The 13,285-nt window shown below is 59.1% G+C and carries 11 protein-coding genes; 8 read left to right on the plus strand and 3 right to left on the minus strand.

From position 1 onward, the window contains the following. Positions 1-30: 30 nt before the first annotated feature. The 5 genes from M653_RS0125350 to M653_RS0125370 are packed head-to-tail and all read left to right on the plus strand — an operon-like array spanning position 31 to position 4,944. Positions 31-990, plus strand: coding sequence for a sugar ABC transporter permease (locus M653_RS0125350; RefSeq protein ID WP_027145843.1), 960 nt, complete (start codon positions 31-33; stop codon positions 988-990). After that, the gene (locus M653_RS0125355; protein ID WP_027145844.1) at positions 987-1,877 is read left to right on the plus strand and encodes a carbohydrate ABC transporter permease; all 891 of its coding nucleotides are present in this window, start codon (positions 987-989) and stop codon (positions 1,875-1,877) included. The genes M653_RS0125350 and M653_RS0125355 overlap by 4 nt, the downstream gene beginning before the upstream one ends. 10 nt (positions 1,878-1,887) lie before the next feature. Next, positions 1,888-2,985: an ABC transporter ATP-binding protein gene (locus tag M653_RS0125360; protein WP_027145845.1), complete on the plus strand. Its 1,098-nt coding sequence runs from the start codon at positions 1,888-1,890 to the stop codon at positions 2,983-2,985. Between the two features lie 31 nt (positions 2,986-3,016). Further along, positions 3,017-4,180 (plus strand): mandelate racemase/muconate lactonizing enzyme family protein, encoded by a 1,164-nt coding sequence (locus M653_RS0125365; protein ID WP_027145846.1) that lies wholly within the window; start codon positions 3,017-3,019, stop codon positions 4,178-4,180. A gap of 23 nt (positions 4,181-4,203) precedes the next feature. Continuing rightward, positions 4,204-4,944 (plus strand): ribonuclease activity regulator RraA, encoded by a 741-nt coding sequence (locus M653_RS0125370; protein ID WP_027145847.1) that lies wholly within the window; start codon positions 4,204-4,206, stop codon positions 4,942-4,944. 140 nt (positions 4,945-5,084) lie between these two features. Here the strand turns inward: M653_RS0125370 and M653_RS0125375 are convergent, their stop codons facing one another. The 3 genes from M653_RS0125375 to M653_RS1000000136945 form a co-directional block, all read right to left on the minus strand. Then, complete coding sequence (locus M653_RS0125375; RefSeq protein ID WP_027145848.1) at positions 5,085-5,519, minus strand: hypothetical protein; 435 nt, start codon at positions 5,517-5,519, stop codon at positions 5,085-5,087. 657 nt (positions 5,520-6,176) lie between these two features. Continuing rightward, the gene (locus tag M653_RS0125380) at positions 6,177-6,884 is read right to left on the minus strand and encodes a Crp/Fnr family transcriptional regulator (protein ID WP_084636855.1); all 708 of its coding nucleotides are present in this window, start codon (positions 6,882-6,884) and stop codon (positions 6,177-6,179) included. 526 nt (positions 6,885-7,410) lie between these two features. Then, the gene (locus M653_RS1000000136945) at positions 7,411-8,001 is read right to left on the minus strand and encodes a hypothetical protein (RefSeq protein WP_156938266.1); all 591 of its coding nucleotides are present in this window, start codon (positions 7,999-8,001) and stop codon (positions 7,411-7,413) included. Positions 8,002-8,414: 413 nt separating this feature from the next. Here M653_RS1000000136945 and M653_RS0125385 point away from each other — a divergent pair, with 413 nt between their 5' ends. The 3 genes from M653_RS0125385 (at position 8,415) to M653_RS0125395 (ending at position 13,097) form a co-directional block, all read left to right on the plus strand. After that, positions 8,415-10,511 carry a polysaccharide biosynthesis tyrosine autokinase gene (locus M653_RS0125385; RefSeq protein ID WP_027145850.1) on the plus strand — a complete coding sequence of 699 codons (2,097 nt, stop codon included), beginning with the start codon at positions 8,415-8,417 and terminating at the stop codon, positions 10,509-10,511. A gap of 14 nt (positions 10,512-10,525) precedes the next feature. After that, positions 10,526-11,086 (plus strand): transcription termination/antitermination NusG family protein, encoded by a 561-nt coding sequence (locus tag M653_RS0125390; protein WP_027145851.1) that lies wholly within the window; start codon positions 10,526-10,528, stop codon positions 11,084-11,086. A 262-nt stretch (positions 11,087-11,348) separates the two neighbouring features. Next, a complete protein-coding gene (locus M653_RS0125395) occupies positions 11,349-13,097 on the plus strand; it encodes a hypothetical protein (RefSeq protein ID WP_245262328.1) in 1,749 nt (582 codons plus the stop codon). Positions 13,098-13,285: the final 188 nt, after the last annotated feature.

Here is a 13,285-nt window from a genome sequence, read left to right on the forward strand (position 1 = left end):
GTTCATTCCGAAGAACAAGGGCAAGCCACAGTGACGATCGTGACCGGCAAGGCCGAGGCTCGCCGAAAATCGCAACCCGGCAGGTCCGGCGCGTTGCGGAACATGTGGGAGCATCGCGCCGACTACGCATACGTGCTCCCCGCGATCGCCGTGATGCTCGTCGTCATCGCCTATCCGATCTATTACACGATCGAGCTGTCATTCTATAAGACGCCGCCGGGCCTGCAGCTCCGCGACAAGACCTTCATCGGCTTCGACAACTACACCACCATCCTCACCAGTGAGGTGTTCTGGAAAGTCACCTGGAACACCCTGATCTGGACATTCGGGTCGACTTTCATCTCCTTTGTCCTGGGGTTTGCCACGGCGCTGGCGCTGCACCGCGACTTTGTCGGCCGTGGCATCCTGCGTGCCATCCTGATCATTCCCTGGGTGATCAGCGCGGTCGCCGCCTCCTATATCTGGAAGTGGATCTACCATTCGGATTTCGGCATCATCGGCGCGGTGCTGGTGGGCCTTGGATTGACCGACCGGCCGCCGAATTTCATCGACAACGTCAGCACGGTGCTCCCCGCCCTGATCGTCGTCAATATCTGGCGCGAGTTTCCATTTGCCATGATCATGATGATGGCCGGCCTGCAGACTGTGCCCGACCAGTTGTTGCGCGCCGCGAAAGTCGACGGGGCCAATGCATGGCAGCGTTTCTGGCACGTCACCTTCCCGCACTTGCGCAACGTCTCGGTGGTGACGATCCTGCTGCTTGCCGTGGCCAACTTCAATTCCTTCATCATCCCCTGGATCATGACCGCGGGTGGACCATCGAACGCATCGCATATCTGGATAACCCATATTTACGAGCTCGCCTTCGGCCGGCAACGCTGGGGCGTGGCATCGGCCTATTCGGTGCTCCTGTTCCTCATCCTGATGATGCTGGGCTACTTCTACGTCCGTGCGCTGAGCGGCAATGAGCGGAAAGAGGGTGGCGCATGAGCACGATCGCCGAGACAGCCTCTCGAGGCCAGATCCGTCGCCGCATGCGCGTCGACGGATGGCGGTGGGCCGGGCGCATCTTCCTTCTGTTCATGCTGCTTTACACAGCGCTGCCGATGATCTGGATGCTGATTACCTCGATCAAGTCGGGCTTCGCGGCGACGCAATTCCCGCCGCAATGGTGGCCTGACGAGCCCACGCTTGCCAGCTACCAGAAGCTCCTCGATCCGCAGAACAGTGTCGGCCAGGACTTCCTGCGCTTCTTCTGGAACAGCCTGTTCGTGTCGACCGTCACGACAATCCTTTCGGTGATCGTGGCTGTTCCCGCGGCCTATGCGTTTTCGCGCTTCACTTTCCCGGGCCGGAACTTCCTGTTCTTCGCCGTGCTGCTGCGCAATATGTTCCCGGCAGTGATCTTTCTCGTGCCGCTCTTCATCCTGATGCGCGCGATCGGGCTGGTGAACACGCATGGCTCGCTGATCCTGACCTACCTCACCTTCGGCCTGCCCCTGGCGATCTGGCTGCTCAAGGGTTTCTATGACAATATCCCGGTGCAGCTCGAGCAGGCGGCGCGCATCGACGGGGCAACGCGGTTCCAGGCCTTCATCATGATCGTGATGCCGCTCTCGACGCCTGGGATCATCGCCACCGCGATCTATTCCTTCATCGGCGCGTGGAACGAGTACATCTACGCCTACACCTTCCTCTCCAAGAACGACCAGTTGACGCTGCCGGTCGGCATCCAGCGCTTCTTCTCGGAAAACACGACGGACTTTCCGGGCCTGATGGCGGCGAGCTTCATGATGAGCGTGCCCGTCGTGGTGCTGTTCCTCGTCCTGCAACGATACTTCGTACGCGCCCTGACAGAAGGCGCGGTCAAGCATTAGGGAGTTGCCGATGGCCCACGTGGTCCTCAAAGATCTCGTCAAGACCTACGGCAACTTCAAGGCCGTCAACGACGTTTCGCTGACGGTCAATGACGGCGAGTTCGTTGCGCTCGTCGGCCCTTCAGGCTGCGGCAAGACAACCACACTCAATCTCGTCGCGGGGCTGACCCCGATCACATCGGGCGACATCGTCATCGGGGAACGGGTGGTCAACGATCTCGACCCCAAGGACAGGGACATCGCAATGGTGTTCCAGAACTACGCGCTCTATCCGCAAAAGTCGGTCTATATGAATCTCGCCTTCCCGCTACAGATGCGCAAACTGCCCAGGGACGAGATCGACAAGAAGGTCAAGGAAGCGGCGCGCGTGCTCGACATGACGCACCTGCTCGAACGCAAGCCGCGCGAACTTTCGGGCGGCCAGCAGCAGCGTGTGGCCTTGGGCCGCGCCCTTGTGCGCGACCCCGCCGTGTTTCTCATGGACGAGCCGCTCTCCAACCTCGACGCCAAACTGCGCGTACAGATGCGGTCGGAGATCAAGCGCTTCCATCAGGACCTCAAGGCGACGATCATCTATGTGACGCACGACCAGCTCGAAGCCGTGACGATGGCCGACAAGATGGCGGTGATGAACGGCGGCTTCCTGCAGCAATACGATTCGCCGGCGCAGGTCTTTGCCCATCCGGTGAACATGTTCGTCGCCAGTTTCATCGGCAGCCCGGCGATGAGCCTTATTCCGCTGGAGGCATCGACGGCACCGGGCGGTACCGTGTTGACCAGCGTGGAGGGCTGGAGCCTCGGGCTCTCGCCGCGCAACGTCCAGAAGGTCACGAAGGCAACGACCAAAAAAGTCGTGCTCGGCGCACGTCACTCGACGATCAAGCTGCACAAGAGTGCGGCGCCAGGCAGCATCCCGGCCAAGGTCTACACGGTGGAATCAACCGGAGACGTCACCTTCGTGCAGGCGTTCCTGTCCGGCGCCGTCGTCAACGTCAGCGTGCCGCCGAACATTGCCGTCGCGCCCGACGAGCAGATCTGGCTCGAGTTCGACCAAGAGCGGATGCATCTGTTCGACGGCGAAACTGAAATGGCCCTCGAGGCCAGCTGAGCAGGCGGATGCGTGTGGAACGTGGGCGTGGATGACTACGAAGCTTAAGATCACCGGGATCAAGCCCTATCCGGCATGGGTGGGAACGCGCAACCAGATGCTGGTCAAGGTCGAGACCGACCAGGGCATATTCGGCTGGGGCGAGAGCGGCCTGAGCGGACGCGAGAAGGCCGTGGCCGGCGCGGTAGAGCACTATCGCGAGTTCCTGGTCGGCCGCGACCCCATGCAGATCGGGCGCATCTGGCAAGAGGTTTATCGCAGTCAGTATTTCGAAGGCGGGCGAGTTCTGCAGGCGGCGATATCCGCCATCGACATCGCCCTTCACGACATCAAGGGCAAGGCGCTGGGGGTGCCGGTCTACGAGTTGCTGGGCGGCAAACAGCGTGACCGGATCCCCACCTTCGCCTCGACCGGAGACGAGGCCGAGGGCGACATTGCCATCGAGCGGGCCCGCGAGCTATGTGCGCAGGGCTGGCAGGCCATCCGCTTCTTTCCCGCCGGGCAAAACAGCAGGGACATCTTCGAGCCACGCCAGTCGATCGGCGCTACCGCGAGCATGCTGAACAAGGCGCGCCGGGCGCTGGGCGACGATGTCGTCCTCGGCATCGACTATCACCACCGGCTGTCGGTGGCGGAGGCAGCTAGCTTCTGCAACAAGCTCGACCGCGGCGTGCTCGATTTCCTCGAGGAGCCGATACGCGACGAGACGCCGGAGGCCTACGAATCCCTGCGCACCATGACCGACATCCCCTTCGCCATCGGCGAGGAATTTGCCAGCAAGTGGCAGTTCCTGCCCTACATCGAGCGCGGTATCCACCAGTTCAACCGGCTCGATATCTGCAATGTCGGCGGGTTCACCGAAGCGATGAAAGTCGCCGGCTGGAGCGAGGCGCACTATGTGGACCTGATGCCGCACAACCCGCTTGGTCCGGTGTGCACGGCCGCGACCGTGCATCTGGCCGCCGCGGTACCCAACTTCGCGTGGCTGGAGACCAGGGTGCCCGAAGCAAAGCTTGGCTTCGACAATTCCGAATTCTTCCCGGTGCAACCACGGCTCGACGGCCCCGATTATCCCGTCCGCGATCTGCCGGGGCTGGGCGTCGAGGTCAACGAAGAGGCAGTCCAGGCGCAGAGCTTCCGTTTCTGGGAAGCGCCCCACCTCAAGCGCCGCGATGGTTCTGTCACGAACTGGTAGTTCCCTTTCAATCGGAGTCCACAATGACGCATACTTCCGACATCACGCGGCCACCCAAGGATCTGATCGACGCGCTAAGGGAGATCGGCGCGGCGACGGTTGCCGGCACGCTTGGCCATATGGGCTTCCGCAATCCGCACATGGTCGGCCCGGTGGCGCAGAACCACGGCAAGTCGATCGTCGGGCCGGCGCTGACGCTGCAATTCATGCCGCAGCGTCCGGACCTCTTCACCGAGGGAGAATATGCCGATCCGGAGACGCAACTCCACCGACACGTGCTCTACCACACGCAGGAAGGCGACGTGGTCGTGGTCGACGCGCGCGGCGACATGAGCTCGGGCGTCTTCGGCGATATGATGTCGACGTATTTCAAGGGCAGAGGCGGCGCGGGTATCGTGATCGACGGGTGCATGCGCGACCGGCCCAATGTCGAAAAGCTCGATCTGGCGCTATGGCTGCGCGGCTGGACGCCCAACTACCATGTGCAAACCAGCATCTATCCCAACGCCGTCAACGTTCCGATTGCCTGCGGCGGTGTCACGGTGATCCCCGGCGACATCATCGTCGCCGACGACGACGGGGTGGTCGTGCTGCCCGTCGCAATGGCCGCAAAGGTGATCGAGGAATCCCAAAAGCATCACGACTGGGAGGAATTTTCGCGCATGAAGCTCATGGAGGGCGGGTCGTTGCAACGCTATTATCCGCTGCACCCAAGTGCGAACGATGAGTATGAAGCTTGGCGGACAACCAACCCGAAACTCTGATGAACGGGCGAGGTCATGGGATTCCCCTCCAATGCAGGCAGCCGCACGTCGCCAGAACATTGTCGGCGCGATCCAAATAGGATCATGTCCGCCGCCTTCTCGGCGATCATGACTGGGAGCGTGCGTTGGCTGCTGTACGGCTACCCGCGCTCGACCAGCCAAACAGATGCTAGCCGGGTGAGTGGGCCGATGATTACGCCAGCCCAGGTAGTGTCTCGCTCTCGTCGATCTTTGTATTCTTTGCGGATTATTTTTTGTACTTCAGAACAGCCCACCGTCGTAAGTATCCAGCTGTTTAGCTGAGACGATTTCCTCCACATTGGGCTGTCGCTGTCCGCGGGGCCGATCGACAGATTGAGACGCTCCGCCTTCCGGACGAGCCGCCGCGTTTTTATCTCTGCAATCTGTTCATAGTACAGTAACGTTTCCCAATAATGTCGGTACTGAGCCTTTTCCCGCTCCACAGGCGTGCAAGCATTTGCCAGGTCGACGTCATAGGCGTGGTCGAGCATCTTGATGGTTCGCCGGTACGCCTCGATTTCCAACAACTCTTTGATTTGTAAAGGTATGGTCATACGACCTCCCAACCCCCGCAGCCAAACAAAAAAGTTACGGCCTTGTATGGCGTCCAGTCCATTCGACTACTTGGATGAGGTCACAACGCAAAAGAACTAGACGCGCCTAGTTGACCGATTGAGACGGAGAAGCGTGCTCGAGGTGTATGCGACGGTTGGGATGCGCAGTTCATGATCGATGTTGTGGCCTGCGTATTGCGGTGGCAGGAAGGGTTCATGGCCGAGGCGTCGACGATCTGCGGCGCCCCTGGCCAGGGACAGCGACCGACAAGCTAGCCGGAGCTTCCGCAAACAAATCGTCAGACGGGGGCACTGATAGCGCACACCTCCGATAGGAAATGTGCCATCGACCGAAGTATCAGACACCATAAATCGCTCTAGAAAAGAGACTCGCCAAGACGGAGGGCGTACGATCCCGTCTGTATTTCCCTGACCTGGACACCACCGATTGGCGTAATTGCCTGGTTGCTAGTATGCGTTACATTGACCAGTACGGGTGCGTAGCGTTAAGCCCGCCGCAGTGGCCGGTGCGGTCTTCACGTCCCCGGAAGGCTGCCCCTCCGCACCGGCCATTTCCTTTACGGCTCTGCATCGACTACGGCTCGGTAGTTGACCCTCGGCGAGGGTCGGTACGCGGTTGAGACCGGAATTGCGCCATCAACTCGAAATGTAAGATCGATCAAATCCGGCTATTTTGATAAGCCCCGCGTGGTCATGCAACTCGACCACACCATTGCGGAACGAAACCAACCCGTTTTCTCGCAAATCCTTCAACACGCGACTTACATGCACAGCAGACAGCCCCAACGCGTCGGCCAGCTGGGCCTGAGTCAGCGGGCATTCAAAGCGCTGCGGATAACCTGTGACCGATCTATGTGCGCGGCAGCCCAGTTCGAGGAGAAGGTGAGCCGTGCGTTCAATAGGTCCTCTTCTACTGACTCCCGCCAGATGTTCGGTGACCCTTGAGTACCGCCGTGCCTCAGCCAGCATGATGGCCTCGCAAATGGACTGCGGATAACGCGAAAAACATGTATGGACCGGACCCGTCAACTCGATCGCGGTCACGTCCGAGAGAGCCGTTACCGTCTCGCCCCCGTCTCCGCAGAACTCGATGAAGGCAATTTCGTGAGGGAGCGCAAAATCGACGATGAGACGAGAGCCATTCCGCAGGGTTTTGGCGAATGCGGCCCACCCCGCGGTCATAACTAGGATAAAGGATCTAGCCTGATACTCCCGTGCAATCGTCGTGTTCGCCGGATAAAGGCGCCGGACAGCTCCAGGCAGTACAGAGATTCCCATTTCTGAAATTGGTTCAGCAAGGGTAGGCTCCCTCGCCAATCCAAGAGCCTGCTTTGATAAGCTCATTTTGTGTGATTACCCCAGCCGTGATCGTCCCTCAGGCCCAAACTATCAGCTACACATAAAGTTCCATTTATAGTTTCATCCGAATGGAGGCGCAACTTACCACCGATGGGCACTACCTTACCACCTTCGGAGGATATCAACATGCAGCAAAGGTCATAAAGAGCCGCCATGCCTGCTGGGCCACTCATGCCGGTACAGCGCGGACAGCCAGAGCGTCGGGCGCACTGGCCAGTCGGGGGTCACGATTTCCTTGTTCTGGCCGCGGCACCTCTGTTCCGCTCGGCAGCCGTTCGGTCCGTCGGCAACGATTTGTGCCCGCAACCGAACGAAAAGCGAACCAGCTGCCGTGCATCTCCGCCGAAGCCGGCTCTTATGATCTCTACCGGATCGGCGTCTGCAAGTAGCCCGTGGGCCCGCCAACCCGGTCGCCCGCAGTCGACCTTTTCCTTTGGGCTGCGCCCAGCCGGAGCATCAGCGCTAGCTGACGGTCACTTCACTTGGCCGAAACTACCGCAAGCTGACCTACTCAACTTGATACCAGTCTTGTTCGACGTCTTTCTTCTGAAAGAACGTCGGATCCTGTTGGTGGAGTTAATGCCGAAACCGCCGATCCCACTGTCGGATCTAGCGGTTGGAACTCTTGCCAAGGGGGGCCAGGGATCACCTGCGTCCCACTTTCGAGACCCTCTGTCATGCCCCCCGCAACGCTCGGCTCCATTGGTCTAGCTACTGGTTTCCGGCGAAGCCGCGAGGTCGACGGATGCTTGGCCTTGTAGGTCTGCCGTCTTTCCTCGGCAACTTCTAGGTCATCGAGTACCGATATGGCCGATGCAAGGCGATTTTCGATTTGGGCAAGTCGCCTGCTGGTGGAAATCAGGGCAACTGAAACCAGCAAACTGTAGGCGAGCACGACAATGGCTGCTCCTGCGGGGCTTTCGATGCCGAACACGATCAAGGCCCCAACTCCAATAAAAAAGGCAAGGGCACCATAGCCCAGCAACCGGCCCTTGTTTAGAAGAAGCATCAACGGCCAGGTTGCAGACAGCATCAGAATGGCTAACGGTCTGTTGACCGCCCAATCTACAAGTCCCGGAACAATGTCGCTGTAAGTGTCCATATCAACCTCGAAATAAACGGGGCCGGCCGGCCTCTTCGTCGTGTGGGAGCGTAGGCCGTCCCCCGCGCGCCGGCACTGTGGTCGCGTCATAGAGCACCCGGACGAGCGATAGATGTCCCTGCGGACGTCTAAGGTCTGAAAGGCTCATCGGGTAGACCAGATCGACCTTTAGCCGAATTACTACTCAATAATGGTAATGGCGGCGGTGTGCGCGAAGCTGTTATGTTTTCGGCTGACCGGCGACGCGATCGTTGGTGGGCGGAAGCGATTTGGACATGCCGGATGGCAGGTGCGAACCCTGTCAGCAGTCTCATCGTGCCTAACAGGCAACTGCCCAAACATTTTGAAGTGAAAGCACATTCAGCCGACGCTGAAGGGTGGGCGTTGTTCTGTTGATCGCTAAGGATTCGGCAATGGCAAGTTCAATTGACAGTCCGACCATGACCAGAGAATTACTGCCGCTCGACGTGCGGGAGATTCTTGATTTCTTTCTCCGCCGCTGGAAGCTGGTGTGCAGCATTGCTGTAATCACCTTTGCCCTATTTGTCGCCGCCGCCTATCTCCTTCCACCATCCTACACGGGCGTCGCACAAGTCTTACTCGATTCCCCGGTCGACTATATGACCCCGCAGGATTATTCCAATTCTGATTTTGCCGACAATTCGACATTTATCGAAAGTCAAATTGCAGTTCTGAGATCCGCCTCGCTCCTTCAGAAGGTCGTCGACAGCGAAAAACTGACGGAAGACCCGAAGATCGGGCCGGGGGCATTAATATGGCTACAGGGCGCCCTTGGGGTTTCGCGTGTCGGATTGGCGGATGTTATTGAGATCTCGGTGACCGCCTACGACCCGGGGAAAGCAGCATCGCTGGCGAACGCAATCTCCCAGGCCTACCTCGCTGATCGAGTAAGGTCCCGTTACGAAGGGGCCAGGAAAGCGTCCACATGGCTCAGTGAGCGGGCTGCATCTCTGCGAGCGGAACTGAGCCTTTCGGAACAAGCTGTCCAGAAGTTTCGGATCGATCACAATCTATTGGCGACGCCAGCAGGCAGTTTGACTGATCAGCAGCTGTCTGAATTGAATGTCGCGTTAATCACCGCACGCGCGGAATTGTCGGAGAAACGGGCACAATATCAACAAGTTGACAAATTGCTGACTAGCGGAGGCGACATCCAGTCGATGCCGGACGTCTTGCAGTCTGTGGTTATCAGCGCGCTTCGGGCCCAGATCTCTGGAGTGACACGGCGCGAAGCCGACCTTAAATTGAAATATGGCGATCGGCATCCGGATGTCCTGGCGGCGCAAGCCGAGCGCCGCGACATCGAGGGGCAGATTACCGCCGAAGTCCAGCGTCTCATCGGCAATCTGAAGAATGAAGTGGACGCTGCCGAAGCCCGGGAAGCTTCTCTCAGCCGAGCCTTGAATTCGGTATCCAACCGATCCGAAGTCGAAGGTCAGGTTGGCGTGCAGTTGCGCGACCTAGAAAGGATTGCCGCCGCGAACAAGGAGCTGTTTGAGACATTCCTTTCACGCGCCAAGCTCACCGAGGAGAAGTCTACCTTGCTGAACAGCGGCGTGCGCGTGATAACCGATGCGGTTATTCCGGGTTCGCCAAGCTTTCCGAACAGGCCTCTATTCGCGGCGTTGGGACTTGTGCTCGGCTTCTTCGTCGGGGGCGCAGGCGCCGTTCTTCGTGAACTTTTCGCTTCCGGCTTCTTGGCAAAGAAGCAGATAGAGGAAGAGCTGTCCGTTCCGGTTCTTGCATCCATTCCACGGATGGCGGGCTGGTCGAGAGACGCCCAGTCCCAAGCCCAACCTGTGGCTTATCTCGAGCGCAGACCGCTATCGAGGTTTAGCGAGGCCGTGCGGCGGCTCCGCCTGGGCATCGATGCGACGCCCGAACAGGCCCGCTTGCCGCGCCTCATGCTGGTGACATCGGCGATGCCCGGCGAAGGAAAGACAACCCTGGTATTGAGCTTGGCCTGCTCCGCAGCGGCCGACGGCGAACGGGTTCTAGTCGTCGATGCGGACTTGCGGCTTTCGGCCACCACGGCCTTCTTCGGCATGGCAGACAAGGTCGGGCTGGTCGACCTTCTGACGTTGCCGGTGAAGGCAGCAAACGCAATTCATCTGGACGAACGCTCGGGGATATCCCTGCTCCCTGCGGGCGCAAGGACCCGGAACCCGCCTGCCCTCCTTGCTTCGGCACGGATGCGCTCGGTTCTCGAAGAGCTTCGCGGAAAGTTCGATACGGTGATCGTTGACGCACCACCTGTTGGAGCCGCGGCCGACGCCACGATCCTGGCGCGGTATGTCGACAAGGTCCTCTTTGTCGTGAAGTGGCGCGAAACCGCGCGCGAGGCCGTTGCAGAAGGAATTCGACACCTTGGCGGTCGGTCGAAGATTGCCGGCATCGCCCTGACAATGGTGGACGAACCAAAGCTGCCCAAATATGGCCGCTACACGTCCCTCGAAAGTAGTGTCTCGGACAGTTACTATCTCAACTAGAGAAATGTTTCGCCATGCAGCACGCTGAATTATACCATGATCGCTTCCCGGAGCCGGTGGGAAAGACTTACGGCGGGGACCTTGCGCGTTGGTACGTGGTCCAGACGCACCAACATTCCGAGAGCTTGGCGGAGCGGCACCTGCTATCGCAAACCTTCCGAACATACCTGCCCAAGCGAAGGCGAACCGTTCGCCACGCTCGCATTGTCAGAACCGTCGCCGGTGCGTATTTCGACTGCTATCTGTTCGTCTCGCTGGCTGCTCAGCAGAGTTGGTACCCCATCAACTCAACCATCGGCGTGCGAAGACTTGTCATGAGCAAAGGAATGCCGGTCCCGGCGCCATACGGCGTGATCGAGTCCTTGATAGCCGCAACCGACGAGGACGGAATTTTGCACCCCGATATCTTATTGAGGCCAGGTCAAAGAATTAGAATCATAGATGGACCGTTTTCGGAACAGCTTGGCGTTCTTGATCATGTTGGAAGTGCTGGAGCAGTCAAAATTCTTCTTGATATAATGAACCGTTCGATCCCAATCACGATCGCCCGAGATAAACTTTCTGTTATATCCTGAATTCTATGCGTTAGTTTTCGTATAATATCTTTTTGCTCGGAAGATGCCGAAACCACCCGGCAACGGAAGGATGAGTTGGCACCCAATTCACCCTCGATGCGGCAGCTTGCAAGGTGACATCCAAGGCTGCAGGCCGGCATTGAAAACATTGGGTGCTGCGTCTCAACGAAATCAGCGCCAACAGGTTGGATATACCTCGCCGATACGATGATCGGCGACGATGAGCGAATGACGCTCGACGCGATCAACCAGGGGAAACCCCTTGCAACCTTCACGTAAATCCAAACCCGGAAGCTACCGTCCGACGGATCCCGGAGAGCCTCGGGACGGCCTGCAGCCGCAACAATATCGTCGCTGGGTTCCAAAAGCCAAGGCAAGCATGCTGGTCGAAGCGTTGACGCCGGGGGTGAATGTTCCAGCGCCAGCCAGGGTGGTTGGGGCGAGCTCGTCGATCAACAAAGCAGATGCCGGTGTTTCTCAAACCGACGCAAGCGCCTCCTTGCTGCCCCTTGAAACAGTCCCGGCCCTCCCGATCGCCATCGAACTGTTTCGAGCATTCAATGAGAGCGGCCTGAAGTACGGAATAATTCAGGATCTCGCATCCCTGCAAAGCGGACTTGCGGGCCGCGACGACCTGGATCTCCTTCTGGACAAGCACGACTACCCGGTCTTCTGCTCGATCGTGAGCAAGCTGCACGGCTGTCGCAGCGTGAGCCTGTCTTGCTACGACAATGTCTGTGCCGGCCGGGAGGACTGGTTCCTGCCTGACTTTCCAAATGGCCGCTATCTCCATCTGGACATGCATATCGGGATCCGTGTCGGCTGGGAATTTCGCAAGCGATATCCGGTATTCGACTATGCGGCGATTACACGATGGGAGTCGATTTGTGTGGATGGGGTGTCGATTCCAGTCGTCTCACCCGAGGACGAGATTCGAATAACCATTGCCCGCTTCGCCTTCCGGACCTGGGCATTGCCTTGGCGACAGTGGATCACCGTCGGTGGTGGTTGGAGGGACCAGTTTGCACGCCCGCCACTTCCGTCAGGCCAGCAAGGCTTGGGTGTCGCGGAATACACGCTTGGCGGCGGCAGACTGGCGAGCTGCAGGTTTCTGCAAAGCGTAGACGGTTTGATGGCAAACCGCAGAGATCTTGCCAGACTCCGGCGTTCAATCCGTGAAGCCTGCGGTTTTACAGGAGGTTACGGGATCGCCGATGCCGGCGTTCATCTGGCCCGCAAGACCTCATATCTGGCGTTGAGGTCCCTTCAGCGCCTGATGCCCGGCACATTCCCACCAAAGAGGCGGCCTGCGGCTGGCGGTTTTGTAGTGGCGCTCGTCGGCCCTGATGGCATGGGAAAGAGCACTCAAGCTGATCGGCTGACACGGATATTTCGATGGAAATTCGGGTGTGCGCAAGCATATGTCGGAATCGGAGACGGCAATGGGTGGTGGCTCCGCAAGGCGTTGCAGACTCTGGTTTTTCCCTACAGACGCCGTCTAAAGTCGTTGGCCCAGCACGATGGCAACAATTCCTTCAGCCGAAATTGGTCGAAGGGAGGACTCGCCGCTGCCGCGCTGGCATTCTGGGCAGTCTTGATCGCATTAGAGCGATACGCTGTCGTGAAACGTGCGCATCGATGGGCTACGCGCGGACTGATCGTCATTTGTGACAGGTGGCCGCAGGCGCTGTGTAGCGGATATCTGGACGGGCCAACCGTCCCACCGCACCTCTTCTCCGTCCCCGGCCTGTCGGTTCTCGCCCGCCTCGAGCAAAGGCTCTATCAAAAGATGGCAGAATGCCAGCCACAACTCACTTTGCATCTCGTTTCAGATTTTGCCGTCTCCGAGCAGCGCAAGCCGGGAGAGATCAGGAAAGAAGCGTTCGATGCGCGGCTATCGCTGATGGCGGAGTTGCGGGACAGGGACAAGAACATCCGAACCATTGACGCGAGCGCCGGCATAGAGGCGGTCGGCCAGGAACTGTTCAGGCATATCTGGTTGTCCTTCTGAGAACGCTGGCGGCTTAACGCCGGCATTCACCACAGCAGACGCGCTGGCCAGCTTGCCACGATCGCGCCAAGCAACAGCCGATCCAGGCCGTGCCAGGGAAGCCGCCGAGGAGCCCTCAACGCTCCGCCTCCAGGCGCTCGCTCACCCGGATGCGCCGCCCCGGATTCATGTCCCCTGAGGTATAAGCA

This window comes from Mesorhizobium sp. WSM3626 (assembly GCF_000513935.1).
GTDB classification, from domain to species: domain Bacteria; phylum Pseudomonadota; class Alphaproteobacteria; order Rhizobiales; family Rhizobiaceae; genus Mesorhizobium; species Mesorhizobium salmacidum.